Annotated in this window: 24 protein-coding genes and 1 pseudogene; 11 read left to right on the forward strand and 14 right to left on the reverse strand. The window is 72.0% G+C overall.

Features of this window, described 5'->3' with window-relative positions:
* Window positions 1–52: 52 nt before the first annotated feature.
* A complete protein-coding gene (locus tag ACWDRW_RS23145) occupies window positions 53–1,102 on the forward strand; it encodes a glycerophosphodiester phosphodiesterase family protein (protein WP_451725868.1) in 1,050 nt (349 codons plus the stop codon).
* On the opposite strand, the gene ACWDRW_RS23150 is transcribed toward ACWDRW_RS23145, so the two are convergent.
* The 5 genes from ACWDRW_RS23150 to ACWDRW_RS23170 all read right to left on the reverse strand — a co-directional run bounded on the left by ACWDRW_RS23150 (window position 1,087) and on the right by ACWDRW_RS23170 (window position 6,778).
* Entirely contained in the window at window positions 1,087–1,902 is an 816-nt protein-coding gene (locus tag ACWDRW_RS23150) for a cupin domain-containing protein (RefSeq protein ID WP_451725869.1), read from the reverse strand. The two genes, ACWDRW_RS23145 and ACWDRW_RS23150, sit on opposite strands and share 16 nt — an antisense overlap.
* A complete protein-coding gene (locus ACWDRW_RS23155; protein ID WP_451725871.1) occupies window positions 1,896–2,807 on the reverse strand; it encodes a DUF6807 domain-containing protein in 912 nt (303 codons plus the stop codon). The genes ACWDRW_RS23150 and ACWDRW_RS23155 overlap by 7 nt, the downstream gene beginning before the upstream one ends.
* Window positions 2,804–3,922: a Gfo/Idh/MocA family protein gene (locus tag ACWDRW_RS23160; protein ID WP_451725872.1), complete on the reverse strand. Its 1,119-nt coding sequence runs from the start codon at window positions 3,920–3,922 to the stop codon at window positions 2,804–2,806. Before ACWDRW_RS23160 ends, ACWDRW_RS23155 begins: the two co-directional genes overlap by 4 nt.
* A 321-nt stretch (window positions 3,923–4,243) precedes the next feature.
* Complete coding sequence (locus ACWDRW_RS23165; RefSeq protein WP_451725874.1) at window positions 4,244–5,473, reverse strand: DegT/DnrJ/EryC1/StrS family aminotransferase; 1,230 nt, start codon at window positions 5,471–5,473, stop codon at window positions 4,244–4,246.
* A gap of 165 nt (window positions 5,474–5,638) precedes the next feature.
* Window positions 5,639–6,778, reverse strand: a complete 1,140-nt coding sequence (locus tag ACWDRW_RS23170; RefSeq protein ID WP_451725876.1) for a GNAT family N-acetyltransferase — start codon at window positions 6,776–6,778, stop codon at window positions 5,639–5,641.
* Between the two features lie 278 nt (window positions 6,779–7,056).
* On the opposite strand from ACWDRW_RS23170, the gene ACWDRW_RS23175 reads away from it, so the two are divergent.
* Window positions 7,057–9,276, forward strand: a complete 2,220-nt coding sequence (locus ACWDRW_RS23175) for a WD40/YVTN/BNR-like repeat-containing protein (protein WP_451725878.1) — start codon at window positions 7,057–7,059, stop codon at window positions 9,274–9,276.
* Here the strand turns inward: ACWDRW_RS23175 and ACWDRW_RS23180 are convergent, their stop codons facing one another.
* Window positions 9,277–10,899, reverse strand: coding sequence for a thiamine pyrophosphate-binding protein (locus tag ACWDRW_RS23180; protein WP_451725879.1), 1,623 nt, complete (start codon window positions 10,897–10,899; stop codon window positions 9,277–9,279).
* A complete protein-coding gene (locus ACWDRW_RS23185; RefSeq protein ID WP_451725881.1) occupies window positions 10,899–11,681 on the reverse strand; it encodes a cyclase family protein in 783 nt (260 codons plus the stop codon). Before ACWDRW_RS23185 ends, ACWDRW_RS23180 begins: the two co-directional genes overlap by 1 nt.
* 137 nt (window positions 11,682–11,818) lie before the next feature.
* Between ACWDRW_RS23185 and ACWDRW_RS23190 the strand changes: the two genes are divergently transcribed.
* Complete coding sequence (locus tag ACWDRW_RS23190; RefSeq protein WP_451725882.1) at window positions 11,819–12,328, forward strand: hypothetical protein; 510 nt, start codon at window positions 11,819–11,821, stop codon at window positions 12,326–12,328.
* On the opposite strand, the gene ACWDRW_RS23195 is transcribed toward ACWDRW_RS23190, so the two are convergent.
* The 4 genes and pseudogenes from ACWDRW_RS23195 to ACWDRW_RS23210 form a co-directional block, all read right to left on the reverse strand.
* Window positions 12,323–12,919 (reverse strand): TetR/AcrR family transcriptional regulator, encoded by a 597-nt coding sequence (locus tag ACWDRW_RS23195; protein ID WP_451725884.1) that lies wholly within the window; start codon window positions 12,917–12,919, stop codon window positions 12,323–12,325. The two genes, ACWDRW_RS23190 and ACWDRW_RS23195, sit on opposite strands and share 6 nt — an antisense overlap.
* Window positions 12,920–12,950: 31 nt before the next feature.
* The gene (locus tag ACWDRW_RS23200; RefSeq protein ID WP_451725886.1) at window positions 12,951–15,008 is read right to left on the reverse strand and encodes a galactose-binding domain-containing protein; all 2,058 of its coding nucleotides are present in this window, start codon (window positions 15,006–15,008) and stop codon (window positions 12,951–12,953) included.
* Window positions 15,009–15,273: 265 nt separating this feature from the next.
* Window positions 15,274–15,553 (reverse strand): annotated as a pseudogene (locus ACWDRW_RS23205) (hypothetical protein); the annotation flags it as partial.
* 3 nt (window positions 15,554–15,556) lie between these two features.
* Window positions 15,557–16,003 (reverse strand): DUF6069 family protein, encoded by a 447-nt coding sequence (locus ACWDRW_RS23210; RefSeq protein WP_451725887.1) that lies wholly within the window; start codon window positions 16,001–16,003, stop codon window positions 15,557–15,559.
* A gap of 289 nt (window positions 16,004–16,292) precedes the next feature.
* Here ACWDRW_RS23210 and ACWDRW_RS23215 point away from each other — a divergent pair, with 289 nt between their 5' ends.
* On the forward strand, window positions 16,293–16,577 hold the full coding sequence (locus tag ACWDRW_RS23215) for a hypothetical protein (protein ID WP_451725889.1): 285 nt from the start codon (window positions 16,293–16,295) through the stop codon (window positions 16,575–16,577).
* A 171-nt stretch (window positions 16,578–16,748) separates the two neighbouring features.
* Window positions 16,749–19,337 (forward strand): NACHT domain-containing protein, encoded by a 2,589-nt coding sequence (locus ACWDRW_RS23220; RefSeq protein ID WP_451725890.1) that lies wholly within the window; start codon window positions 16,749–16,751, stop codon window positions 19,335–19,337.
* Here the strand turns inward: ACWDRW_RS23220 and ACWDRW_RS23225 are convergent.
* Window positions 19,276–19,773 carry a helix-turn-helix domain-containing protein gene (locus ACWDRW_RS23225; protein ID WP_451725892.1) on the reverse strand — a complete coding sequence of 166 codons (498 nt, stop codon included), beginning with the start codon at window positions 19,771–19,773 and terminating at the stop codon, window positions 19,276–19,278. The two genes, ACWDRW_RS23220 and ACWDRW_RS23225, sit on opposite strands and share 62 nt — an antisense overlap.
* A gap of 74 nt (window positions 19,774–19,847) precedes the next feature.
* Here ACWDRW_RS23225 and ACWDRW_RS23230 point away from each other — a divergent pair, with 74 nt between their 5' ends.
* The 4 genes from ACWDRW_RS23230 to ACWDRW_RS23245 all read left to right on the forward strand — a co-directional run bounded on the left by ACWDRW_RS23230 (window position 19,848) and on the right by ACWDRW_RS23245 (window position 23,479).
* The gene (locus ACWDRW_RS23230; RefSeq protein ID WP_451725894.1) at window positions 19,848–20,687 is read left to right on the forward strand and encodes a class I SAM-dependent methyltransferase; all 840 of its coding nucleotides are present in this window, start codon (window positions 19,848–19,850) and stop codon (window positions 20,685–20,687) included.
* Between the two features lie 184 nt (window positions 20,688–20,871).
* The gene (locus tag ACWDRW_RS23235; RefSeq protein WP_451725895.1) at window positions 20,872–21,612 is read left to right on the forward strand and encodes a hypothetical protein; all 741 of its coding nucleotides are present in this window, start codon (window positions 20,872–20,874) and stop codon (window positions 21,610–21,612) included.
* Between the two features lie 170 nt (window positions 21,613–21,782).
* Window positions 21,783–22,280, forward strand: coding sequence for a hypothetical protein (locus ACWDRW_RS23240; RefSeq protein WP_451725897.1), 498 nt, complete (start codon window positions 21,783–21,785; stop codon window positions 22,278–22,280).
* 23 nt (window positions 22,281–22,303) lie between these two features.
* Window positions 22,304–23,479, forward strand: coding sequence for an MFS transporter (locus tag ACWDRW_RS23245; protein WP_451725898.1), 1,176 nt, complete (start codon window positions 22,304–22,306; stop codon window positions 23,477–23,479).
* A 5-nt stretch (window positions 23,480–23,484) separates the two neighbouring features.
* Here ACWDRW_RS23245 and ACWDRW_RS23250 read toward each other — a convergent pair whose 3' ends face one another.
* A complete protein-coding gene (locus ACWDRW_RS23250; protein ID WP_451725900.1) occupies window positions 23,485–24,051 on the reverse strand; it encodes a DM13 domain-containing protein in 567 nt (188 codons plus the stop codon).
* A 122-nt stretch (window positions 24,052–24,173) separates the two neighbouring features.
* On the opposite strand from ACWDRW_RS23250, the gene ACWDRW_RS23255 reads away from it, so the two are divergent.
* Window positions 24,174–24,914 (forward strand): maleylpyruvate isomerase family mycothiol-dependent enzyme, encoded by a 741-nt coding sequence (locus ACWDRW_RS23255; protein ID WP_451725901.1) that lies wholly within the window; start codon window positions 24,174–24,176, stop codon window positions 24,912–24,914.
* A gap of 51 nt (window positions 24,915–24,965) precedes the next feature.
* On the opposite strand, the gene ACWDRW_RS23260 is transcribed toward ACWDRW_RS23255, so the two are convergent.
* A complete protein-coding gene (locus ACWDRW_RS23260; protein ID WP_451725903.1) occupies window positions 24,966–25,343 on the reverse strand; it encodes a MarR family winged helix-turn-helix transcriptional regulator in 378 nt (125 codons plus the stop codon).
* Between the two features lie 85 nt (window positions 25,344–25,428).
* Between ACWDRW_RS23260 and ACWDRW_RS23265 the strand changes: the two genes are divergently transcribed.
* The gene (locus tag ACWDRW_RS23265) at window positions 25,429–26,913 is read left to right on the forward strand and encodes an MFS transporter (protein ID WP_451725904.1); all 1,485 of its coding nucleotides are present in this window, start codon (window positions 25,429–25,431) and stop codon (window positions 26,911–26,913) included.
* Window positions 26,914–26,959 lie beyond the last annotated feature (46 nt).

Genomic DNA, 26,959 nt, shown 5'->3' on the forward strand with positions numbered 1-26,959 from the left:
GTCGAACTAGCGTCGTCCGGTCGTCCGAACCCACACGATCGAGGTTGCGATGATGTCCGCAAAACATGTCCTCGCCGGTCTGGCCCTGGTGCCGGTGTTCACCGTTCCGGCCGTGGCACACGAACCGGGTGCCCACCACCGGCAGTCCTTCGACCTCCAGGCACACCGCGGTGGCCTCGGCATGACGACCGAGTCCTCGCTGGAGGGCTTCGCCAAGGCCCTGCGGCTCGGTGTGGGCACGCTGGAGCTGGACACCCAGATCACCAAGGACGAGAAGGTCGTCGTCACGCACGACCGGCAGGTCAGCGCCACCAAGTGCAAGGACACCGCGCCCCTGGTGCCGGGCGACCCGATGTATCCGTACGTGGGCAAGTACGTCAAGGACCTGACCCTGGCCCAGATCAGGACCATGAACTGCGGCTACCAACAACTGCCGGGGCATCCCGAGCAGGAGCAGATCGACGGCCTGCGGATGATCGAGCTGAAGGACGTCCTGAACCTGGTCAAGCGCTACAGGGCCCGGCAGGTCACCCTCAACGTCGAGACGAAGGTCGAGGCGGGCGCCCCCGAACAGACGGCGCCGCGCGAGCTGTTCGTGCGCCGGGTGTACGAGGAGATCCACCGCTCCGGCATCGAGAGGCAGGTCACCATCCAGTCCTTCGACTGGGGTGCGCTGAAGGCGATGCACAAGCTGGCCCCCAAGTGGCCGCTGGTGGCGCTCACCAACTACGACTTCCTCCAGGTCGGCAAGCCGGGCGCTTCCCCCTGGCTGGGCGGCATCGACGCCGACGACTACGACGGCGACTTCGTGAAGGCCGCCGACTCCCTCCCGGGCGTCACCACCCTGTCCCCCAACTACGGCTTCCCGCAGAGCGGCAAGGTCGGCGATCCCGGCTTCCGCTTCTACGCCGACGCCGCCATGGTCGAGGCGGCGCACGCCCGGGGCCTGAAGGTCGTCCCGTGGACCTGCGACGACCCGGCCACGGTGGAGGCTCTGATGGACGCCGGGGTGGACGGCATCATCACCAACTACCCCGACCGGGTACGGCAGATCATGGCCGACCGCGGCATGCGCCTGCCGAAGGCCTACGAGCCACGCTGACCGGACGGGGGCGCACCCCCTTGCCGTACGTCGATCACGGTGACCGCCGGGCCCGGCAGCCCCGCCCGCGTCGTCCCCGGCAACGCGTACTCGTCCCGTCGGCCGCACATTCCGAAGCCGCCGAGCCGGGTGGGCGACGCTTCGTGCGCGGTGGCCTCGGACAGGTAGGACGGTTCGCCTTCGGCGAGGGCGTCGAGCTGGGCGCCGGTGCGTTCCGCCGTGGCCAGGGCTCCCGCTCGCCACAGTTCGCGCCAGGTCGCCACCTTGTGGCGGACCAAGCGGGCGGCGGCACGCTGGAATTGCAGGTACGGGCCGCTTTCGCCCGCTGCGAGGGCCGTCCGGAGGGTGAGGTAGCCCTCCACGGCGAGATCGCGGCGGCGCCGTGCGGCCGCGGCGGTGTCGGCCCCGGTACCGGGCGGGAGGGTCGCCGCGGCCGCGTACTTCTCGGGGTCGGCGAGCATTTCGGGCGGGAAGGTGAACACCGCGTCGCCCGCCTCGGGCAGCCCGCTGTTCTGCATCAGCACGGTGATGCGCAGGTCGCCGCCCTGGATCATGCGGTGCACGGTCCCCGGGGTGAACCAGGCGATCGAGCCGGGCTCCAGCGGGATGTTCCGGTAGCCGTCGGGGCTCAGGGTCTGCACGGCGCCCCGGCCGCCGGTGACGACGTACGCCTCGGTGCACACCAGGTGCAGGTGCGGGCTGCCGCCGCAGACGCCGTCGGCGGCCTCCCAGTCGTAGGCGCTGAGGTGGGACAGGCCGATGGCGCCGGGCAGCGGGTGGGGCAGGCCGGGTTTCACCACGGCAGGGTCTCCAGGTGCGCGGCGACCCGCTCGGCGTCCCAGGCGCCGTCGGCGATCACCACCCGGTAGCGGTAGTCGAAGGACTCGCCCGGCGGCAGCTCGAACTCCTCGAAGAACGCCCAGGAGAAGGCGACCGTGGGGAAGGGCTCGGAGCGGACGAACCAGTGGGATGCGTGGACGGCGTCCTCGTTCTCGGGCGCGTGGGCGAAAACGAGCGTGGAGTGGGCGTCGATGTCGTCGTGCTCGGTGGTGAAGGCGAGCCAGGGGGCCTGGGAGCCCATGAGCTTCTCGGTGTCGGTGCCGGGGGCGAGGACCGTGCCGCCGGTGAAGTCCCGGGGTCCGCGCCATTGCAGGCCCGTGTAGCCGGCCATCTCGCGGCCGGCCGTGGTCGGGGAGCCGAAGGCCAGAGGCTCGTCGCGGAGGTTGGTGAGGCGGATCGACCAGTCCAGGGCCCAGGAGCCGGACGCCTCGTCCACGGAGTGGACGGTGATGCCTCGCGCCTCGCGCGCCCATTCCCGGCCGTCGTTCGCGATCCAGGTGAGGTCTTCCGCGAGCGTCAAGGTGTCGTCCTCGACCTCCAGGACGGGGAATCCGTCGTGGCGCATCGAGCCGACCCGTTCCGGCAGGCGAAGGTATCCCTCACCGTGGACGTAGCAGTTGCCGCCCCAGAAGTTCTGCCCGGACAGATGGCTCGCGGTCATCTGCAGGCCCTTGTGCCAGCGGTGGTCGCTGGGCCGGTATCCGGTGACGGTGTTCCCGGCGAGGGTGCGCAGGGGGTGCGCGTACGGCTTGCGGGACTCGAAGGCGTCGGGGTCCGGGCGGTAGACGTAGCGGAGGATCTCCGTGCCGTTCGGCGCGGCGACCGTGAGGTGCTCGCCGTACGCGTGGCTGACCCGGATGCTCATGCGCGCTCCTTGGGGGCCCACAGAGGGTGGTCTCCGTGCATCGCCGCGTAGAAGGGATCGCCGGGGGCGATCTCGCCGGCGCGCACCGGCAGGCCGGTGAACGCCGACTTGTACAGGGCCGCGGCGAACTCGAGCGTGGCGCGGGCGTCCGGGCCGCTGCCGGGGGGCCGTGTGCCCGCGTCGTAGGCGTCGAGCAGGCCGCCGAGCTGGGCGGTGTGGGAGCTGGGGACGTCGGCGGCGGGGGCGCGCCAGGCGGCGGCGCGGTCGGCCGGGACGTGGGGGGCCGGGGTGTAGACCCAGTCGTCGTTGCGGTGGCCGTACAGGTGGGTCAGTTCGAGGGTGGCGTCGGCGCAGTCGAGGCGGATGCGGCTGACCTCGTGCGGGGAGAGGACGCTGTTGACGACGGTGGCGAGGGCGCCGTTCGTGAACCGGACCAGGGCGGTGGAGACGTCCTCGCTCTCGGTGTCGTGGACGAGCCGGGCGGCCATCGCGCGGATCTCGTCCCACTCGCCGAGCAGGTGGAGCAGCAGGTCGTACTGGTGGATGCCGTGGCCCATGGTCGGGCCGCCGCCCTCGCCGGCCCAGCGTCCGCGCCAGGGCGCCGCGTAGTACGCGGCGTCCCGGTGCCAGGTGGTCTGGCAGTGGGCGACCAAGGGGTTGCCGAGGGCCCCGCTGGTGATGAGCTCGCGGGCATGGACGGAGCCGGAGCCGTAGCGGTGCTGGAAGATCACGGCCGCGTAGGCGCCGGACGCCTGCTCGGCCTCGGCGATCTCGTCGTACTCGGCGAGGGAGAGGGTGAGCGGTTTCTCGCACAGTACCCAGGCGCCCGCCTTCAGCGCGGCGACCGTCTGGTCCCGGTGCAGGGAGGGCGGGGTGCCGATGAGGACGAGGTCGGGGCGTTCGGCGTCGAGCATGGCGCCCATGGAGGTGTACCCGGTGACGTCGCCGCCGGCCAGCTCCCGGAAGGCGTCCAGTCGGCCCTGGTCCACATCGACGGCGGCGACCAGTTCCGTCCGGTCGGCGTGGGCGGTCAGCGCGGGCAGATGACTGCCGCTGACGATGGCTCCGGTGCCGACGACGGCGACGCGACGGCGGACGGGATTCCCAGGGGACATGCGGCGCTCCTCGAACGGCCGACGGACATGCCTGCAGAAAGCGCTTGCTCTCAACGGCAGACCCTAGGCTCCGAGGCATTGTCCGAACAACCCCTCCACCCGGACATTGGCCAGGTCCTTTCGGAGGTCAGGGGGTGACGAGGGCTGGGAGGGGATTCACCTCGGCGCGAACCACCAGCGAGCGGCCGGCGCCCGCGGGCCGCTGAGCAGGCCGAGGTCGCCGTCGAGTTTCCTCCGGCCCGGGCGGAGGCTGGTGAGGAGTGGGCCCCGGCGGCGGCACCCCGACTGCCCCCTGGGCCGGCGCCCCCTACTGCCGGCCCCCTAATGCCCCAACGGCGCCGGCGGTGTCGCGTCCTTCCTGGGTGCCGGAAGCGCGGGCCGTGCCGTCCCGGCTCGCTCTCGGGTGAGCGCGCCCGTCATGCGGTGGGCCAGGAGCGGATCGGCCGGGAGGACGTGGGAGGCGAACCAGCGAGCCGCCCGGGGGTCGGGGGACGGTTCGACGAACTCGGCGCCCGCGTAGTCGTCGAGCGGTGGGTCATAGACGTAACCGCAGACCATGCCGTGGTCCACCATCCGTTCCAGAAGGGCGTCGCGGTCGTGGACCAGGAGGGGGACCCGGAAGAGCGGAAGGGGTCCGTCGGGGACCGCCCGTTCGCGCAGGGCGGTCGAGGCCCACGCGGTGCCGGTGAGGAGCGCGACCCCGGCCCTGCGCCGGGCGAGGTCCTCGTCGAGGCGGGACATGCGCACGGTGAGCGCTCCGCGCACGAGGGCGCCGTGGCGGACGCGGAAGCCGTGCAGATCGACGCGGACCCAGGGCTCGTAGGCGGTCAGGCTGGGTGCCGAGCGGGCCGAGGCGGTGAGGCGGGGGGCGTGCAGGGCCATCCGGAACTCGTCGCGCTCCAGGAGCCCGAGGCGCCGCATGGTGCGCCACACCGGACGGACCAGATGGAGGGTGCGGACCGTGGAGCGGGCCAGCGGACGCAGGGTCACCTCCAGGTCCTCGCGCAGACGGCGTGGGGTGAGCAAGTCGTCGCGCAGTCGCTCCAGTTCGCGCCGTGTGCGGGGGTCCTCCACGGCGAGGAAACCTCCCGCCATCGCCGCCACGTGCTTGGAGAGGCTGAAGGCGGCCGCCGTGCCGAAGGTCCCGATGGCCCGGCCGTCCACGTGGGTGCCGATGGCGTGCGCCGCGTCCTCGATCAGCGGGATGCCCAACTGGTCGCAGCGGCGGCGCAGTTCGAGGACCCGGTCCGGTATGCCGTACAGGTTGGTGGTCAGGACGGCGTCGATGTCGCGCCAGGTGGACTCCGGAACGGCGTCGGGGTCGATGTTGCCGTCCCAGACGGAGACGGGGGCCTGCACCGGGCGACAGCCGGCCGCCAGCACCACGAAGAGGATCACATCGTCGTTCACCGGCGACATCAGCACCCGGGCTCCGGGCCGGCACCAGCGCCGTAGCGCCAGGTAGAGGGCGAGACGCGCCGAGGGGGTGTAGACGCATTCGCGTCCCAGCCGCCGCGCCATCGTCGCGGCGAGCCGCGATCCGTACGACATCTGTCACAGCCTCCGTCGAGGGTGGGTCGGACGCACAGGAGGTAACGAGAGCGCAGGCGAGCGACGTGGACGGTGAGGGTCCGGTCGCGGCCGCGGGCGGCCGAGCCGCACGCTGATACAGCCCGCGCCCCGTCAGGGAACGGGGTGGTGTCGCAACGGCCGAGCTCAGGGCGTGCGCGCTCCCCTGCCGCCCCTGGCTGCCCGGCGCGAGGAGCGCAGTGAGCCGACCGTCTTCAGCAGCCGGTCGGCGGGCTCCCGCAGGCCGGGGTGGGCGAGGACGGTGTTGCGCAGCCCGCGTACGGGCCTGCGCCACATCCGGTGCGCCGCCGCCACGGGGTGCGGCCGGGTCGCGAACCCCTCGCCCACCCGCAGCTCGCGCGTCTTGAGCCAGTCCTTGTACTCCTTGTCGCCGCGCCCGAGGTCGATCAGCCCCACCCCGTGCCGGGCCGCCGCCTCCGCCGTGCGCAGATGCATCATCAGCCCGGGCGAGTAGTAGTGGAACTCGGGGTCGTAGGCGGTGAACCAGGCCGCGAGGACCGTCTGTGACCTCGGTCCGAAGTGGGCGGCCACGGGACGGTCCCCGGCGTAGAGCACGGAGAGCACTCCGGTGAAGTGGTCCTCGCGCAGCCGGAACAGGTGGTCGACGAGATCCACGATCCAGGGCCGGGCGAACCGGTCCATCCGTCCGGTCCTGCGGTACTGGGCGGACTTCCATTCCATGAGCCGCCGTAACACCTTCGGGTCCCGCTCGTCGAAGACGAACCGCACCTCGCCGAAGTCGCGGCCCAGCCGGCGTTCCTTCTTCAGCGTGGTCTTCGCCTGCCCGGGATAGGTGGCGCGCAGCCATGCCGCGTAGTCCCCGTCGCCGGGCTCCAGGTCGATCACCGGCGAGGCGAACATCCCGGTGACGTACCGGCCGAACGGCTTCTGTTCCTCCACGAGATGGTCGAACTCGAAACTGGCGAGCCCGCAGCCGCGCAGCAGTTCCTCGGTGTCCCAGATGACCCCGGGCCGGTGCACCAGGGCCTGGCGGTCGGAGAGGCCGAGTCCGATGGCCCGGCCGACGCCGAGGACATTGCGTTCGTACGGCAGGAAGCCGACGGGCTCGCCGTGTTCGTGCAGGACGCCGATCTCGACCCCGGCCCGGTGTCGGCCGACACCGTCGGCGAACTCCGGGGAGAGGAACGGGTTGGCGTACTCCGGTGACTCCTCCATGGCCCGGTGCCAGGCCGCGCGCAGCGGGGCGCTCAGCTCGCCGGGTCTGTGCACGGTGATCTCGGTGTCGGTGCTGCTCATGGATCGCATGGGCGACCGCTCCCCCCAGTTCCCCCCTGTGACGCGCGGCCCGCGTCAAGCCCCTCCTGTCGCCGGCCGCCCGACCGAGATCGGAACAGTCCGGCAAGGATCAAACGTGGCGAAACCGCACGCAGACTGTCAAGACCGTCGCTCGTAAAGGAACGGCATGTTTCGGGTGACCGCCGCCCTGACACCCCAGAGCTGTCCGGACAGCACCCTTCTCCTCAACTCACCCCTCCCGTACCGTCGTTGTCGTTTGTCGCGGCCATGACTACAGAGGGGTCCTCATGGGCAGAGGTCTGCTGTCGCTGATGCTCGCCACGGTCACCGGAGCCGCCCTGCTCGCGGCGCCGGCGTCCGCGTCGCCACCACCCCCGCCGACGGATGTGTACCGCCCGGTCCGGGGTCCCGCGGCACCGGCGGAGTACCGCTCCCTGCAGAAGACCCTGCCGGGCGAGTCGTTGCCCCGGCACGCGCACGATCTGGCCGCCGCCGAGGCCCGCGAGCTGCCCACCGTCGGGGGGCGCTGGAAGAACGTCGGACCGACCAACATCGGCGGCCGGATCGTCTCCCTGGCACTGGACCCCAAGCGGGCGGACACCCTGTACGCGGCGGCCGCGAGCGGCGGTCTGTGGCGCAGCACGGACGCGGGCCGGACCTTCCACTCGGTGTGGCCGGACAGCTGGACGCAGGCGATGGGCGCCGTGGCCACCGCCCCGGACGGCACCCTGTACGTGGGCACCGGCGAGCCCAACCCCGGTGGCGGCAGCATCACTTATGAGGGCACGGGCCTGTACCGCAGCAAGGACGGAGGCCGCAGCTGGCAGCCACTCGGCCTGCGCGACTCGGGCGCGATCAGCGCCATCACCGTCGACCCGGCCGACCCGCGCCGCATCTATGTCGCCGCGGCCGGTTCGCTCTACAACGGCGGCGGCGACCGGGGCGTCTACCGCTCCGAGGACGGCGGAGCGACCTGGCGGCGGATCCTCGCGGGCGCGAACGAGTTCACCGGCGCCACCGAGGTCTTCAAGGACGGCGACCGGCTCTACGCCGTCCTCTGGGACCACCGCCGCCGACCGGACCTGAGGACGTACGGCGGTGTCGGCTCAGGGGTCTTCCGCAGCGACGACGACGGCGCGACCTGGGAGCGCCTGGCTGGCGGACTGCCCGCGGCGGGCCCGGACGTGGGCCGCATCGGGCTCGCGGTTGCGGGTGAGAGGCTCTACGCGATCGTCAACAAGGCGAGCGGCCCCTTCGAGGGCTTCTACGCCTCCTCCGACGGCGGCGACACCTGGAGCCGCACTCCGGCCAACACGGATCTGGCCAACTCCCAGTCCAGCTTCGGCTGGTGGTTCGGCAAGGTGTGGATCGACCCCCGCGACACCGACCATGTGCACGTGGCCGGCGTCGCGCTGCTGACCACGAAGGACGGCGGACAGACCTGGTCCGCCGACAGCACCAGCACCCACGTCGACCATCACGCCATGGTCTGGGACCCGCGCCGGCCGGGCCGCGTGTTCCTCGGCAACGACGGCGGCGTCTACCGCTCCGACGCGGACGGCGACGGCGGCTGGGTCAAGGCCCGGCACGAGCCGTACACCCAGCTCTACAGCGCCGCGATCACCCCGCAGGACGTCACCCGGATCTCCGGCGGCTCCCAGGACAACGGCTCGCTGCGCTCCTGGGGCGGGGAGCGGTTCAACGAGTACCTGGGCGGCGACGGCGAGGAGAACCTGATCGACCCGACCGACGCGAACAAGGTCATCGCCTGCTACCAGTACGGCAATTGCTTCCGCTCAACCGACGGCGGCGACACGCTCACGTACTTCGCGAACGGCACGACGTTCAAGCGCCGCAACTGGTTCACGCCGGTCGTCCACGACCCGAGCGACCCGCAGATCCTCTACTACGGCGCCGAGGTCCTCAACCGCTCCACCGACGGCGGCGCGACCTGGCAGCCCATCAGCCCGGACCTGACCGGCGGGCCGGGCGCGGACCCCGTCTACACCAACTTCGGGACCATCACGTCGATCGCGCCGGCCTCCGACGGGCGCACGGTGTACGTCGGCACGGACGACGGCCGCGTCTGGGTGACCAAGGACCTCGGCGCGACCTGGACCAGGCTAGCCGAAGGCCGCCCCTGGGTGACCCGGGTGGTCGTCGACCCCAGGAACCCCGACCGCGTCTGGACCACCCACTCCGGCTACCGCTCGGGCTCCCCGCTCCCCCACGTCTACGGCAGCACCGACGGCGGCACGCACTGGCGGAACCTCTCCGGCAACCTGCCCGAGGCCCCCGTCAACGACCTCGTCGTCGCCCGTGGCGGCGCCCTGTACATCGGCACCGACCAGGGCGTGTTCGCGAGCTTCAAGGGCGGCGGGCACTGGATGCGGCTGGGGCGCGGGATGCCCGCGGTGCCGGTGGACGACATCGAGTACGACGCCGGGCACCGGCGGCTGGTCGCGGCGACCTTCGGACGGGGGTTCTACGAGCTCTCGGTGAGCTGACTACGCGCGGAACGCCTCCTCCAGCCACCAGCTTCCCCGGTCGCAGACCACCTTGGCGTCGACGAGCAGCGGTGCCGCGCGCGGGCCCGCGAGCCAGTCCGCCACCGGCTTCAGGTCGGCCCGCGTCCGCACGGTCACCGCCTCGAAGCCGTAGCCGCGCGCCACGGCGGCGATGTCCGTGTCGGGGAAGCGGACCGTGTCGAGGGGGTGTCCGTCGGGGCCGAAGTGGTGGACCTCCGCGCCATAGGCGTCGTCGTTGTAGACGACCACCACCATCGGCAGACCGAGTCGGCGGACGGTGTCCAGTTCGGCGGCGGCCATCAGCGCGCCGCCGTCGCCGAGCGCGGCCACCGTGAGCCGGTCCGGGCGGGCCAGGGCCGCGCCGATCGCCGTCGCGAGGCCCAGGCCGACCGACTGGAAGCCCTGGGTGAAGCACAGGCCGTGCTCGTCGGGGACCGAGAGGAACATGGTCGGGTAGCCCATGAAGTTGCCCGAGTCGACCGCGATCACCCGCTCGGCGGGCAAAAGGTCGTCGAGGGCGGTGCTCAGCGTGCGGGGGTCGATCCGCTCGCGGGTGCCGGTGTCCTCGTACGGTACGTCCCGCCAGCGCACGCCCGCCGCCAGCGCCTCGGCGTTCTCGGGGGTCCGGTAGCCCTCCTGGGTCGCGCCGTCCCCCTCCAGGGCCCGCCGCGCCGTCCGTTCCACATCGCCGGTGACGCCCGGGTACGTCTCCCCCAGCGCCGACGCGTCGTCATCCACCCGTACGACGGTGGCGCCGGGCCCGATCAGGCGGCCGTGCCGGGTCGTCCAGCCGGTGAGCGTGCAGCCCCAGGCCACGATCGTGTCCGCCCCCGCGATCAACTCGGCGGCGATCGGCGAGGCGAAACCCCCGGACACGTCGAGCGCCCACGGACTCCCCCGGAACAGCCCCCGCGCCACGGCCGACGTCGCCAGCAGCGCCCCGTACCGCTCGGCGAGGGCTTCCAGGGCCCGGCGTGCCCCGGGCGAGCGCGCGCCCCGGCCGGTGATGAACACCGGCCGTCGAGACCGCCGGAGAACCCCCGTCAGCGCCTCCACATCGGCTTGGGTCGGTTCGACGGCCGCCCGCGCCTCCGGCGGGGCCGCCGCCACCGGGCCCGGGACTTCGGAAGCCTGCACGTCCAAAGGCAGGTTGAGCAGCACCGGCCGCCGCTCGTGCAGCGCGCGGCGCACCGCCTCGCACGCCACCCCGACCGCGTCCCGCGCCGCGTCGACGCGCAGGACGGCGGCACCGAGGGTCCTTCCCAACCCCTCCTGGTCCAGATGGAAGTTGGAGCGCGGATCCGTCACCTCCCCGGCCAACACCACCAGCGGCGTACGACTCTTGGCCGCCTCCGCGACGCCGGTCGACGCGTTCGTCAAGCCCGGCCCCTGATGCACGGTCACTGCCGTCACCTTGCCGCTCATCCGCGCATACGCGTCCGCCATCGTCGCCGCGCCGCCCTCATGGCGGGCCGCCACGAAACGCGCCCCGGCCGCCACCATGGCGTTGGTCGGATGGAGGTTCCCGGATCCGACCACGCCGAAGACCTGCCCGACCCCGGACGCCACCAGCGCCCGTCCGACGGCCTCGGCGGCCTTCATCAGCGCTCCACCAGCGCCAGCACCCGGGCGAGAGAACCGGATCCCGTGACGATGGGCAGCGGTCCGGCGATCACGAGGCAGCCCGTCGGGGGAAGCAGCGCCAGGTTCTGCAGTTGGGTCAGGCCGTACTTGTCGTTGCCCATGAGGTAGGAGTGGCAGGGGAAGGCCGGTTCGAAGGCGTGGCCACGCCCGGCGTCGGTGCCGACCGTCTCCACCCCCAGGCCGATCACCGGCGCCTCCTCGGCCAGCCAGCGAGCGCACTCCGGCGACAGACCGGGCGTGTGCGGTCCGTTGTGGTCCGCGTTCAGGAACTCCTCCTGCGACTGCGCGCGGGCGTCCCAGCCGGTGCGCAACAGCAGCCAGCCGCCGTCGGGGAGCGGGCCGTGCTCGGCCTCCCAGGCCTTGACGTGGTCCACTTCCAGGAGGAAGTCCGCGTCCTGTTCCGCCTCCTCGGTGAAGTCCAGTACGGCGGCGGGCGCGATCAGCCTCCCGACCGGCACGGACGCCACGTCGGCGAGATCCTTTCCCGTCACCCAGTGGTTCGGTGCGTCGAAGTGGGTGCCGGTGTGTTCACCGGTACGGAAGTTGTTCCAGTACCAGGCCGGTCCCCGGCGGTCGTACCGGCTGATCTCCTGGAGTTCGAAGGCCGCCGTCTGCCCGAACTCGGACGGCAGCTGGATCAGCGGAGTCGCCGCGGACAACGGCGCGGTGAGGTCGACGACTTCGATCATGCCTTCCCGCAGGGCGGACACCAGCGAGGCGAGGACGGACGGTTCGGGCATGAGGGCCTCCCAACGCCTCGGGGACGGTACGCGGAAGTCCCAGGATGGATCGATTCCGCGGTATCCACCATGCGGCGTGCAACCGGGCCTTCATTCCCGCCGTCTCAGACAGCGAGACGATCACGAGGAGGAACCCCATGGCCATGGTCGGCCTGTTCTGGATCACCGAGGACGCGGTCCACGTCGGCGCGGAGCCGGTGGGTACCGCGTCCGGAGTGCGGCTGTCCAAGGACGGCGTCGAGGCCCTGGGACTGGAGCAGGGCCGTTCTTGGGGCTGGGACGAGGTGACGCGGATCGAGGTCGCCGACGTGGCCGTACGGCCCGCCTCCCGCCGCTGGGTATCCCAGGCCTTCGACGCGGCGATGGTCGCGCTGACCGGCAGCGGGGACCATCCGCCCGCCTTCACCGTGCGGATCGGCACGACGGCGCAGGAGACGGTCGAGGTGAGCGTCCGGACGGCCATCGCCGGAGGGATCTACGGTCCGGTGGAGTACGAGCTGTCCCGCACCCTGCTCGACCGGCTCGTCGAGGGCCGCGCCCACCTCGACGACCTCATGCGGTGGCGCCGCGACCGCGTCACCGAGACGGGCCCCGGCCGCGAGGAGCGCGAGGCCCTGATGCTCAAGTGGCTCGGCGAGACATCATGAGCCGTCCACGAGTCCCGCGATGTGCGCGGTGACCGTGTCCAGCACTCCCGCCCAGACGTCCTCGTCGCCCAGCACCAGGTAGTTCAGGGTCAGTCCGTCCGTGAGGGCGGCCAGGTAACGCGTCAACACCGTTACGGGCACCCGCAGTCGCAGGTCCATGGTCCGGCGCAACTGCTCGACGAGCTCGGCGTAGGTGTCGCCGTACAGCTCGTGCTGGCGTCGGGCCAGGTGCTCGAACCCGGGCTGGCGCAGGGCGTACTGGGTGAGTTCGTAGGTGAGCATGTGCTCGTCGGGGTGGGCGCGGACGTGGTCCCAGTACGCCTGGAGACCGGCCCGGACGGTCTCCTGAAGCGAGTCCCTGGGCACCAGCGCCTTCTTCACCAGGGTCACGTAGTGGTCGGTGATGGTGGTGATGACGGACTCGATCAGGGCCTGCTTGGAGTCGAAGCAGTAGTGGAAGACGCTGAGGGACACGCCGGCTTCGGCGGCGATGGACCGGGTGGTCGTCCTGGCGACGCCGTCCCGGGCCATCGCCCTGATCGCCGCTTCCGTCAGCTGCAGTCGTCGTTCCGCCGACGGCATGCGTGCCATGTGCGTGTCCCTCGTGCTCGTTGTGGGCTCGCTAGTCGCTGTGGACGCCGACCTCGTGCAGGGAGTACCCCCATTGGGTGCCGCGTTCGAGGCCGAGGACGCGGACGTATCGGGCGGGTGTGCCGGTGAAGCGGGCGGTGTCCAGGCCGCCGTCGCCGGCCGTGGTGGACCAGGCGGTCTTCCAGGCCTGGCCGTCGGTGGAGAGCTCGACACGGTACGACTTGGCGTAGGCGCGCTCCCAGTCGAGGGTGACCCTGCCGACGCGGTGGGTGGCCCCGAGGTCGATCCGCAGCCACTGGTCGTCGCTCCAGTCGCTGGCCCAGCGGGTGCCCCGGTCACCGTCGACGGCCCGGCCGGGGGCGTAGCTGGTGAAGAGGTTCCACTCCGCCGAACTCGCTGTCGCGGGCGCGCTCTTGGCGAGGTTGACCGACGACTGGTGGCGCTCGGAGGCTCCCCAGGTGTCGAGGTAGGACTCGGCGCCCCGGAAGAGGTCGTCCACCACGTTCTGGCCGCCGACGCGGCGGATGTCCTCGATCCAGTCGGGCACGAGGCCGTAGTGGGCGGCGCCGTCGGTGTTGAGGTCCCAGGTGCGCTGTCCGGTGGTCTGCTTGTCGATGACGGAGCCGCCGTCGACGCTCTTGAAGGGGTACGTCACCTTGTCGGGGGCGTCCGCTCCGCGGGGGCCCGGCCAGCCGCCCACGCCGTTCATGTCGGTGCCGTAGGCGTAGCCGACGCCGTACTTGTCGCGCAGCGCCTCGGTGCGCCCGGCCTCGCCGATGAAGCCCTCGGAGCCGTGCATGTACTGCGCGATGAAGCCGCCGAGGCCGTAGACCCGCTCGGTCCAGTCCATGTCCATCCAGCTGTGCGAGGAGAGCACGCCGGGGTAGGACTCGGCCTCGAAGATGTCGAGCACCCGGCCGGTGGCCTTGACGCTCATGTGGTCGATCTCGAGCATCATCTTGCGCTTCATCATGCCGCGCACGGCGTACTCGCCGAGTTCGGTGAGTCCGCGGACGTTGCACTGCGCGCCGCTCGCGTACGAGGGCACGGCGACGCCCGCCGGGAGCTCGGCCTCCGCCTCGGCGGCGGTGGCGTTGCCTATGGGGTTGTCGTGCTGCGCGCCCTTGCACTCCTCGGTCTTCCAGAAGGTGCCGGTGGACAGGAACTGGCCGACATTGATGGCGGTGCCGAGGGAGCCCGAGTCGAAGCGGACACCGCAGAGCGCGTTGTCGAACTTGTGGCACAGGAACATGCTGCGCACACCGAGGTCGTACAGCTCGTCCAGGCCCCGGTCGATGTCGGCCTTGCTGCACTGCGCGATGTCGAGGATCTGCTTGCAGCCGAACGGCTCGGAGGTCTCGACACCCAGGATGACCGCCAGCTTGCCCTGTTCGATGACCTGGCGGGCCTGGGCGCTGTCGGTGACGATCCGGAACCAGCCCTTGCCGGTGCCGCCGTACATCTTGTCGATGTAGGCCTGGAGGTCGTAACTCAGCTTCGCCTGCAGGCGGATGGAGGTCATCTCGTCGCAGGAGCGGTCCTTGAAGAAGTAGACCGAGCAGATCACGCCGTTGGTGACGAGGTCGTTGACCATGACCCGCTGGCCGCCGCGCCAGGCGCGCTCCACCCATGCGTAGTAGTTCTGCTGGTGGGTCAGCGAGTCATGGGCGGGCCAGTCCTCGAACGTGGGCCAGCCGACCGGGTCGTGCTTGCCGTCGCCGCCGTTGGTGATGAAGTCGAAGATCGCGAGCGAGCCGTCCGGGTAGTGCTCGGGGCAGTCCTTGAGGGCGTCGGCGATCCCGGCCTCGGAAAAGACCTTGCCGCAGATGAGCCGGCCGCCGAACGCCTCGTTGGAGAACAGGTGGTTGTGCAGGTCGGCGAAGCCGCGGACCTCGCCTTGCGCGGTGGTGCCGGTGAACGGCTCGCCGGTGACACCGATCTGGGAGTCCGGCGCGGGCCGGGCGGTGGGCAGCCACCACTCGGTCCCGGCCGCCGAACTCGGCGCGGGGCCGAGCAGCAGGGCCAGGACCAGGAGGAGCAGAGTCCCGACGGTGACGTCCTTGCGTCGGCGGTACGGGAGTCGAGCCATGGACCACCCCTCCTGGAACGGCATGACGGCGTTGTCATGACCAGCCCAATATGTGGGGTCGAGGATGACGACTGGCTCAATCCGAGTCAAGAGTCCGGGACAAATGACCTGATGCCGGATCGCAGTGTCCGTCCCGCCGCATCCGCCGCCAGTCCCCGGCGTGCGACACCCGCCCGAAGGCGTCGACCGAGTCCGCTGGTTCGAAGGGCTCGCCCACCTCCGGCGTGCCGGGGTCCGTCTCCGCCCCGTACCCACGCGCGGCCGGCGCGGCGGCACGGGCCGGCGAGCGGTGCAGGCCCGCGCGGGTGCGATGGGCCCGGCCCATGCTGCGGGCGACGCGTGCTCCGTCCAGGAGGTCCCGGTGGCCAGCAGCCGGGGCCCGCAGATCGCACCGGCGGCGACGGCCTCCCGGAGACGGGCCTGTTCGTAGCCGCGGCCGCCCAGGGAGAAGGAGCTCGCACTGTCGGCCGCCGTAGGTGGTTCCGCCAGAGGTGAGGGTGCGCGTCCCACAGACCAGGGAGGATTGTTCGGCCGGATGCGTCCATGGCTCACCGACGGTGCTGCGGGAGCCGCCGCGCCAGCACCGGAATGATCACCGCGGCGGCCACCACGTGGGACACGGCGAGGACGATCTGCGTGGACGTGGCCGTGTGCGGGGCGACGGCCGGGCCGGCGAGTGAGAGGGCGGTGAGCGCGACGGTGGTGACGGTGAAGGTGCGGGCGGGCCGCCGGGCCCAGCGGGCGAGTACGACCGCCACGACGATCCCGGGGACCGCCCAGAACAGCACGCCTCCCGCGAAGCCGCCCACGGGGATCTCCGCCGCTTCCTCGGCTCCTGGACTGGCGGCGTCCATGGGAACGCCGGCCGCACGCGCACCCAGCGCGAAGGCCTCGGTCACGACGGCACCGGCGAGAGTGGCGGCGACGCCGACGAGCCAGACCGGGCGCTGCGAGAGGGAGGAGCCGATGGTGCTCTGGGGCGTGGTGATGGTCATGTCGGGGTCTCCTGTTCGGGAAGGGGTGCAGGTGCCTTGCACAGAGTCAGACCGCGAGGAGCCGAAGAACTGAGCGGTCCGGCGGGGAAGTTCGGGAAGGGATTTCCCGGGATCCCTCGGAGCTGCCGTGAAGTCCCGGTTCGCCCCTGCCCCGGCGACAGCTGATCCCCGGTTCGGCGTACTGGTGCGTCTGTCCAGGTCACCTCCGGTCGCCGCTCGAGCGAGAGACGCTCTGTGGGGGTATGTCGTTTCGCGCAAGGTGCCCCTGGGATCCACGAGGAGATCAGCCATGTACGTAGTGATGCGGCGTTACGAAGGAGTGACGGACTCTGCCGAGGCAGGGCGTCGGGTGGACGAGGGATTCGTGCCTCTGCTGCGCCGAGTCCCCGGTTTCGTGGCTTACTACTTCGTGGACGCCGGGGACGGAGTGATGGTCTCCACCAGCGTCTTCGAAGACCAGGCAGGGGCCGAGGAGTCGATCGAGCGGGCGGCCGACTTCGTGCGGGACAACCTCGCCCCCCTGCTCCCCAACAGGCCTCACGTCACAGCGGGCCCGGTCGTGGCTGCCGGGTAGCGATCCGCGAAGTGGGGCGCCGGCCCTCCAGGACCTCCACCCCGCCGACCCGGCCCTTCACGGACCTCGGGTGAGAGCCGATTTCCGGAAGCCACTCCTGATGTCACCCATCCGTGGGGCCCGGCCCCCGAACCGGCGTGTCCGTCACCTCCCCGCCCCGAGAATCCGGCCATGGGGACTGGTTGGCGGGCGCGGCGGGTCGGCGCGCTGTATCTCGCGCTGTCGGTCGGCGGCATGGCCGGCGCGGTGTGCATCGCCGTACGTTTCGACCTGCGGATGGCCGAGACGGTGGCCGCGCTGCTGCCGTCCGTCGGTGGGATGTACCTGTCCTGGGCGAGCCTGCGCGTGGACCGCGGCAGGACGGCCGAGGCGGACGAGTCGACGCGGGCCCGACTGGCCGACGGTCTGGCGTCGGCCGTACGCCAGCAATGGGAGGCGGAGGCCCGGGTACGGCGTCTCAACGACCCCTACCCCCTGCCGGTGTCCTGGCAGGCCGCCGATGCCCGCTTCGGCGAATCGTGGTCCCTGCTCAGGGAGTTGGCGGGCGAACGGCCCGCAGCCCACCGTTCCCGCTGGGCCACCGGACGGGACGGCCTGGACGGCACCGGTGGGGAGATCACCGAGGTGTTGCTGGAGCGGATTCCGACCGGACGGCTGGTCGTCCTGGGCGGACCGGGCAGCGGAAAGACGATGCTGCTGGTCCGCCTCCTGCTGGCCCTGACCGCCGAACGCGCCCCGGGCGACCCGGTTCCGGTGCTGTTCTCGCTCGCCTCCTGGAATCCGGCGAACCAGCCCCTGGAGTCCTGGATGGCGCAACGGCTCGCGCGTGACTACACCGGCCTGGACGAACCGGGAGGCGCCGCCCGGCTCCTGCTGGAACACCGGCTGGTCCTGCCGATCCTGGACGGCTTCGACGAGATCCCGGAGCAGAGCCGCGCGTTGGCACTGGACGCCATCAACTCGGCGCTCCCACTCGGCCGCCCCCTCGTCCTCACCAGCCGGCTGAAGGAGTACGGCGCCACACTCGCCCCGGCCCACGGTGTCCCCGTCAAGCTCATCGGAGCCGCGGCCGTCGAACTGCGGCCGCCGGCAGCCCCCGACATCGCCGACTACCTCCAACGCGACGCGGGCGGGCAGGACTCCGCCACCGCGCGATGGGCCCCGGTGAGCCGCCTGCTGGGCACCGAGGCGCCGGTGGCGCGCGCCCTGACCACACCCCTGATGCTGTTCCTGGCCCGCACGGTCTACAACCCCCGCCCGGGCGAACGGGACACCGCGCTCCCCGACCCCGCGGACCTGTGCGACGAAGACCGCTTCCCCGACCCGGAGGCCGTCCGGACCCACCTCTTCGACGCGTACGTGCCCGCCGCCTACCGCCCCCACCCCCGCTATCCGTCCCACTGGTCCGCGCAGGAGGCCGAGCACGCCCTGCGCTGGCTGGCCCGACACCTCCAGCGCTCGAGCGACTTCTCCTGGTGGCGGTTGCGCGGAGAGCTGCCACCGCGAGGGGCCCAGCTGGTGACAGGGGCCGTCCTCGGTGTCGTGGCGTGGGCCGCCGCCACGGGCGCGGGACGGCTGACCGCGCTCTTCGCCGGCCTCGACTCCGGCTGGCTGACGGGCCCGCCCGCCGCGATCGTCGCGGGTCTGGCCGGGGGCATCGCGGGCGGCATCGGGTGCGGCCTGGCGGCGGGTGTGACCGGGGGCGTCGCCGAGGGCCTGACCCACGTGCTGGCCACGGGTCAGCCGCACTGGCCCGCCGCGACGACGGCCAACGGCCTGGCGTACGGCTTCGTCGGCGGCCTCGTGGGCGCGCTGGCCGGGCACCGAGGGGCGCGCGAGCGGACCGAACGCTGGGCCTGGAACGGCCGGATGAGCGGGCTCGGCCTCCTCACCGGCGCCACCCTGTTCTTCTCGTACCGCCTCAACCACGATCCGACGGCCGCGGCGGCGGGCGCCCTGACGGCGGGGGTGGTGTACGCGCTGGCGGGCGGCGCGCTCGGCCATCGCGCGGGAAGACTGTCGAAACGCCGCCCCCGTGCCGTCCCCACCGTGCGCACCCGATGGGCCTGGGACTGGCGGGGCTTCGCGACGGGACTCGCGGGCGGCTGTGCGCTGGGCGCCACGCATTGGGCGATCCTGAGGCTGCAGTCACTCCTCTCCGGCGCCTCGGCCTATCCCGTCAGCACGATGCTGACCTTCTCTTGCGCCTTCGGCCTCACGGTCGGAGTCGCCTTCGCCCTCACCGGCAGACCGGCGGACCTCACGGCCCCGACCGGCCCGGTCACACTCCTCCGCCAGGACCGCAGAATCCTCGGCCGGCTGTGGCTCGCGGTGGGCGTGGCGGTCGGCGGCGCTTTCACCGTCTGCTACGGCGTCGATCACGCGGTCCAGGGCGGCCTCACGTATGGCATGGGCCGCGGGACCTCGGACGGCGAGGCCCTGTCGATGACCCCGGCGCACATCCTGACCCGGGCTCTGGCCTACGGCGTCACGGTGGGCCTGGCGGCGGCACTGAGCCGGAACGCGTGGTGGTACTACACCGTCGCCCGCCACCACCTGGCGGCACGCCACGGCCTCCCCCGCGATTTGACGGCCTTCCTCACCGACGCGCACGAGCGTCGCGGGGTGCTGCGGCAGGCGGGGGCGGTCTATCAGTTCCGGCACATCGACCTTCAGCGGCATCTGGCGGAGCCGGTGGTCAGAGGCGTTCCGGCAAGTCGCCGGGGCCGGGAAGCGGAGAGGTCGGGTCGTCGTACATGAGCGTCGCTGACAAGCTACCCAGTACGACCGGCCCTCGTACGGGCATCACCAGCTCCGACCGTCCGCAGGAGGCGGCGGAAGGTCGGCACTCCAGGTGGCTCGGGGCCGGGCAGGCTGCGGCGTGGCGGAGGGAGTCGCGGAGGACGCGGAGTTCCCTGATCCTGGCCTCCAGTTCGTCCGCCTTGGCGGCGAGCATCCCCCGGTCGAGGTCCGGCCGCCGGTCCGGGGTGACCATGCGGGCGATCTCGTCGAGGGAGAAACCCGCGGTCCGTCCCAACGTGATCAGCGCCAGGCGTTCCAGTACGCCGGGGTCGTACTGCCGGCGCAGTCCGCGCCTGCCGATCGGGGCGATCAGACCCTTCTCCTCGTAATAGCGCAGGGTCGAGGCGGGCAGCCCGGAGCGGCGCGCCACCTCGGCGATGTCCAGCTCTGTCATTCGCTTGACCTCAAGTCGACTTGAAGTAGCACGCTGTCATCTCCGCCCGCCGACGGCAAGCAGAGGAGACGATGATGAGCGTGACGAACACCGGTGACGATCAGGCGGCCCGCTGGGCCCGGGCAGGTCATGTCTGGGTCGAGGAGCAGGCGTTGCTCGACGACATGCTCAGGCCCTTGGAGGGGCTGATCGTGGAGGCGGTGCCCGCTGGGCGGGGAGGCCGCGTTCTCGACGTCGGCTGCGGTACCGGCGGCACCACACTGGCCGTCGCGCGGCGGCTCGGTCCGACGGGCAGCTGCGTCGGCGTGGACATCTCCGAGCCGATGGTCACCGCCGCGCGGGAACGGGCCGAACGGGAGGGCACGCCGGCCTCCTTCGTCCAGGCCGACGCCGAGGAGCACGCCTTCGAGCCCGCGGTCTTCGACACGGTCGTCTCGCGCCTCGGGGTGATGTTCTTCAACGACTCCGTGCGCGCCTTCGCCAACCTGCGGCGGGCCGCTACGGACGAGGCCGGGCTGCGGTTCGTCGTATGGCGCGGGGTGGAGGAGAACCCGTTCATGACGACGGCCGAGCGCGCCGCGGCCCCCCTGCTGCCGGAACTCCCCGCCCGTCGGCCGAGCGGGCCGGGCCAGTTCGCCTTCGCGGACCCGGACCACGTGCGGCAACTACTCACGGCCGGCGGCTGGACCGGGATCGGCATCCGGCCGTACGACGTGACCTGCGCCCTTCCTGTACAGGACCTTGTCCGCTACTTCACCCGGCTCGGGCCGCTCGGCATGATCCTCCCGGACGTGGACGAGGAAACCCGGGAGCGGGTCGTCGAAGCGGTCCGCCCCGCCTTCGACGAGTACGTCCACGGCACGGAAGTCCGTTTCACCGCCGCCTGTTGGGTGGTCGACGCCCGGGCGTCGTGAGGACGGTCGCCACGGACGGACCGCGTCCCGAGCGGAGCAGGACTCCTCGACAGGCGACCGCACCGGGGCACGACGAGGACCACGTTCCTGGAGGCGGGCGGCTCGGACAGCGTCCGCGAGGCGCCTTCGCGCCGACCCCGGGGCGGGTCCTCGCAACCGGCCACGGTCTGCTTGGATCAGGCCCATGACGGACTGGTTCGAGCTCAGCGACGCACACGGCTCGGCGGAGGGTGTCCCCGCACTGCTCGACCGGTTCGAGGCCGACCCACGGGGCGTGTGGTCCGAGCTGATGGACCGGCTGTGCCCGATGCTGGACACCGCGTTCTCGGCGAGCTTCGCGGCGCTGCCCCGGCTCACGGAGATCGCGGCAGGCCGCGAGCCCGGGGAGCGGACCTGGGTGCTGTTCGCCGCGGGCCCGATCGTGTCCTGCGCGCGCCGTTCGGTCGAGGGTGTCGCCGCCCTTGGGAGCCACGCGTCGGAGATCGCGGAGCTGGCACGGCTCACCGATGAGTCCCTCCGCCTGCCGCTGGACATGGAGGACTACGTCGGGCTGCTCCAGGCTGCCCTGGCCTTCGAGGGCGTCGAGGTCTGGGACGAGCATCTGGACAACCTCGTCCAGGGCGAATACGAGGTCGACTGCCCTCATTGCGGCGTGAACCTGTTCATCGTGATGGGCGAGGAGGGCTTCTTCTCCTGCAGCGAGGACTACGCGCTGGGCGAGGTGGAGCGGGCACCGCTGGGTCCGGCGGATCCGGCGGAGCTGGAGGGTGTGGCCGGGCGGCTGCGCGATCGCGCCCTCGCCGACGGGCAGTCGGAAGTGGCTCGGCGGCTGCCCTTTCTGTTCGGGCGGGCGGTGTGCGGCGACTGCGGAACGGGGTTCGCGGTGGCGGACCGCGTGGTCGCGAACGCGACGCCGTCCTGGTGATCAGGGTTGGCCCGAAGGTCGTACGCGGGAGACCCGTTGCGGTCGAAGTCGGTTGAGGCCGTGCCCCGATGCACCACTCGGGGCTCCGACCGTCGCACCGGTCCGGTCCGCGCCCCGCGAGCGCTTCACCGACGCAGCCTGGCGGCCCGCCGCCGTGCCTGGAGGGCCTGGTGGAGACGCGCCGCCAACTGGTTCGGCCGACCGACGCGGCGCTCCGTGCGGCCGCCGTCCGCCTCGTCACCGACCAGGGCTCCGAGACGCTGCTCGTCCGGGCCGCGGTAGGGCTCCCGATCGGTGTCGCGGTGTGCGCCCCGGCGGCCGTGCGGGCATGCGCCGGCCGGATTCACGTCACCGATCGAACCGGGGACGGGCGGGTGTTCGCGGCGCCGGCGGACAGCTCGGTGGAACTCGACCCCGCCCGCGTCCGCTCCTGCCACCTCGTCCGTTCCACGGCGGCAGACGGCCCGACCTCGGCACGGGAACTCGCCGACGAGGACGCTTGCCGCGCGGCGATCAGCACCCCGCTCGCCATCGTCGGGGAGGACGCCCACACCGCGTGGGAGCACCGCGCGGCCTCACTGCCCGACGCCCGACCCGGCCGACGCCCGCGCACAAGTCACTTGCCCCGGCCCTCCTCCCCTTCTAGCCTGACTTTGTGCCGCAAATAAACAAACCCCGTTCGCACAACGTCGTGCCGGGAACCGCAACCGACCTCACCCGCCTCCGTGTCGCCCTCACGGTCTTCTTCGCACTCGACGGCTTCGTCTTCGCCGGCTGGGTCGTACGGATCCCGGCGATCAAGGAGCAGGTCGACGCCTCCGCGGGCAGCCTCGGGCTGGCCCTGCTCGGCGTCTCCGCGGGCGCGGTCGTGACCATGACGCTCACCGGGCGGCTGTGCCGTCGGTACGGCACCCATCCGGTCACCGTCGTCTGTGCCGTGCTGCTCTCCCTCAGCGTCGCCCTGCCACCGCTCACCCACTCCGTGCCCGCCCTGACCGCCGTGCTGCTGCTCTTCGGCGCCGCGTACGGGGGGATCAACGTCGCCTTCAACAGCGCCGCCGTCGATCTCGTCACCGCGCTGCGGCGGCCGATCATGCCCAGCTTCCACGCGGCCTTCAGCCTGGGCGGCATGGTCGGGGCGGGGCTCGGCGGGCTCGTCGCCGGGAGCCTCTCGCCCGCCCGGCATCTGCTCGGGCTCACCGTCGTCGGGCTGATCGTCACCCTGTTCGCGGGGCGCGTCCTGCTGCGGATCGAGCCGCCCCGGCCGGCGCGGACACCCGAGCGCCCCGAAGGCCCGCGGCGCCTGGACCGCCGTACACGCGGACTCGTCGCCGTCTTCGGGCTGATCGCCCTGTGCACGGCGTACGGCGAGGGGGCCATGGCCGACTGGGGCGCCCTGCATCTCGAACAGGACCTGGACGCCTCACCGGGGATGGCGGCCGTGGGGTACTCCTGTTTCGCGCTCGCCATGACGCTCGGACGGCTGACCGGGTCGACGCTGCTCCAGCGGCTCGGACGGACCCGTACCGTCGTCCTCGGCGGCGCCACCGCGGCCGCCGGCATGCTCCTCGGCTCGCTCAGCCCGTCCGTGTGGGCCACCCTCGTCGGGTTCGCCGTCACCGGACTCGGGCTCGCCAACCTCTTCCCGGTCGCCATCGAGCGCGCGGGCGCGCTCGCCGGTCCGAGCGGGGTCGCGACCGCCTCCACCCTCGGCTACGGCGGCATGCTCCTCGGCCCGCCCGCGATCGGCTTCATGGCCGAGTGGTCCTCCCTGCCCACGGCCCTGACCAGCGTCGCCGTACTCGCCGCCGTCGCCGCGGCCATCGGCTTCGCCACCCGGCGCACCTCCACGGAACTCGCGCCCTGAGGCGCTCAGGCCCGCGCGAGTTCCGCCGCTCCGAAGGAGACGTCGAACCGGTCGCACCAGATGCTGACGCTGCTGTAGCGGTTCAGGTCCAGGTCGGCCGGGACGACGTAGTTCTGGCTGCCCTTGTTCCCCTTCAGCTTGCCGAGGCTGACGTACTCCCCGTCGTCGAAGACGCGCCAGCCGGCCGTGCCCTCCTTCACGGGGGCGTCGGTGAGCCACACCCGCAGGTCGGGGCCGTTGCTGGTGTCGAGATTCTCCAGGCGGACCACATGGGAGCCGTCGGACAGCCGTACCAGCTGCACGCTGCCCGAGGTGTCGTGCTCGTGGCTGATCAGATCCCCCCGGGCGAGGATCCGCGGCGCCGGTTCGGCGGCCGGGGCCGACGTCTCCCCGGCGTTCCCGGACGACGGCTCTCCGGTGCCCGGCGTCGACCCCACCGCGACGGGCAGCGCCTCGTCCACGGTCTCGTCCTGCCACAGCTTCCACGGCGCGAACCAGTACAGCCCGAACCCGACCGCGACGACCGCGACCACCAGCACCCCGCCGATGACCGATTTCCGCACGCGTCCCATGATCTGCCCCCGAATCGAGAAGAGTTGCCGTCCCCCTCATTCCAGCGGATCACCTGGGCGTACGGCAGCCTCGAACCGATGACGAAACCCTTACGGCCGCCCTCATGAGGCAGACTCGGCCCATGGAGACTGCCGAGTTCATCCGCGCTCTGGACCGGGAGGGCCGACTGCTGGCCGAGGCGGCCGAGCGGGCCGGCACCGATGCGAAGGTGCCGACCTGCCCGGGCTGGCAGGTGGCCGATCTGGTGCGGCACACCGGGATGGTGCACCGGTGGGCGGCGGCGTTCGTCGCCGAGGGACATGCCGCGTTCCAGCCCGCCCAGGACCCGCCCGCCGTAGCCGGCACCGAGCTCACCACCTGGTTCCGCGAGGGCCACCGCCACCTGGTCGACACCCTCGGCTGCGCCCAACCGGACGTCCGGTGCTGGCACTTCCTGCCCGCGCCCTCACCGCTCGCCTTCTGGGCCCGCCGTCAGGCGCACGAGACGACGATCCACCGCCTCGACGCGGAGGCGGCCGACGGCGGTGCGCCGGGCGACATCGACCCCGCCGTCGCCGCCGACGGCATCGACGAACTCCTTCTCGCCATGCACGCCCGCCCCAAGAGCCGGGTCCGCAGCGCCGAGCCACGGGTCCTGCGGGTTCGGGCGACCGACGCGGCCGACGCGGTGTGGACCGTACGACTGTCCGAGGAGCCGCCCGCGGCGGCGCGCGGTGAGACCGGTCAGGCGGACTGCGAGGTGTCCGGGCCCGTCGCGGGGCTGTACGCCGCGCTGTGGAACCGGGCGCCGTTCCCCGTGGTCCAGGGCGACGCGGAGGTGGCCGCGCTGTGGCGGGAGAAGTCCGCGATCACGTGGCGCTGAGCATCCGGGGCCGAGCTCGCGGAGCCGAGTCCCCGGGCGTGCCGCCGTCGGTCAGTGCGCGAGCATCTTCGTCAGCACGGCGCGCTGCACCGGCAGCACCTCGCCGTGCAGATCGCGCCCCTTCGACGTGAGCGCGACCTTCACTCCCCGCCGGTCCTCGGGGCACATCCGGCGTTCGACGAGGCCGTCCTTCTCCAGCCGCGCGATCAGCCGGGACAGCGCGCTCTGGCTCAGATGGACGTGCTCGGCGATCTCCTGGACGCGCTGGGCGCACGCGCCGCCGGCGAGCACGTCCAGTACCTCGAAATCGCTGCCGCACAAGCCGTGTTGATGCAGTGCCCGATCGAGTTCGCACTGCGTGCGGGCGTGCAGCGACAGGATGTCCCGCCACTGGTCCACGAGCGTTTGCTCGGCCTTGTTCGCCGCCATGGGCGCACCGTAGCAGAGACGCGAGATTATTGCATCGGAATTAAATGTATTTGCATTCAATGCATGCGCATGTAGTGTCTGCCGCATGACCTCTCCGCTCACCGCGCCCACGTCCGACGGCCGCTGGACACCTCGGCTGTGGGGCACCCTGCTGGTTCTCTGCGCCGCGATGTTCCTCGACGCCCTGGACGTCTCGATGGTCGGCGTCGCCCTGCCCTCCATCGGTGCCGACCTGGGCCTTTCCACCTCGACACTGCAATGGATCGTCAGCGGCTACATCCTCGGCTACGGCGGACTGCTGCTCCTCGGCGGACGCACCGCCGACCTGCTCGGCCGCCGCCAGGTCTTCCTGGTCGCCCTCGGCGTCTTCGCGCTCGCCTCGCTGCTCGGCGGGCTCGTCGACTCCGGCCCGCTGCTCATCGCCAGCCGGTTCATCAAGGGCCTCAGCGCGGCCTTCACCGCGCCCGCCGGCCTGTCCATCATCACCACGACCTTCGCCGAGGGCCCCCTGCGCAACCGCGCCCTCGCCATCTACACCACCTGCGCCGCCACCGGCTTCTCCATGGGCCTGGTCCTCTCCGGCCTGCTCACCGAGGCCAGCTGGCGCCTGACCATGCTGCTGCCCGCGCCGATCGCCCTGATCGCCCTGCTGGCGGGCCTGAAGCTGCTGCCGCGCAGCTCCCGCGAGAAGGACCACGACGGCTACGACATCCCCGGCGCCGTCCTCGGCACCGCCGCCATGCTGCTGCTGGTGTTCACCGTCGTCCAGGCACCCGAGGTCGGCTGGGCCTCCGCCCGCACCCTGCTGTCCTTCCTCGCCGTCGCCGTCCTGCTGACCGCGTTCGTCCTGGTCGAGCGCCGCTCGCCCGGCCCGCTGGTCCGGCTCGGCGTGCTCCGCTCGGGCAACCAGATCCGCGCCCAGCTCGGCGCCATCGCGTTCTTCGGCTCGTACGTCGGCTTCCAGTTCCTGACCACGCTGTACATGCAGTCCCTGCTCGGCTGGTCGGCGCTGCACACCGCGCTCGCCTTCCTGCCGGCCGGCGCCCTGGTGGCGCTCTCCTCGACGAAGGTCGGCTCGATCGTCGACCGGTTCGGCACCCAGCGGCTGATCGCGGCGGGCTTCGCGCTCATGGTCGTCGGCTACGCGCTGTTCCTCCAGGTCGACCTGGACCCGGTCTACGCGGCGACCATCCTGCCGTCGATGCTGCTGATCGGCGCGGCCTGCGCGCTGGTCTTCCCGTCGCTCAACATCCAGGCCACCAACGGCGTCGACGACCACGAGCAGGGCATGGTCTCCGGTCTGCTGAACACCTCGGTGCAGGTGGGCGGCGCGATCTTCCTCGCCGTGGTGACGGCGGTGGTGACCGCCGGGGCGCCCGAGAACCCCACCCCGCAGGCGGTCCTCGACAGCTACCGCCCCGGCTTCGTGGTGGTGGCGCTCGTCGCCGTCGCGGGCCTGCTGATCACGCTCACGGGCCTGCGCGGCAAGAGGCCCGCCCAGCAGACCCTCGTGGTCGCCCAGTCCACTGTGCGGGAGGCGGAGACGGACCGGGTTCCGGTCCGCGACTAGGGGGACGCCTCCACCACGGGTGCCCGGCCGGGTTTCGCTTGCCCGG

It is taken from the genome of Streptomyces sp. NPDC003635 (assembly GCF_053587635.1).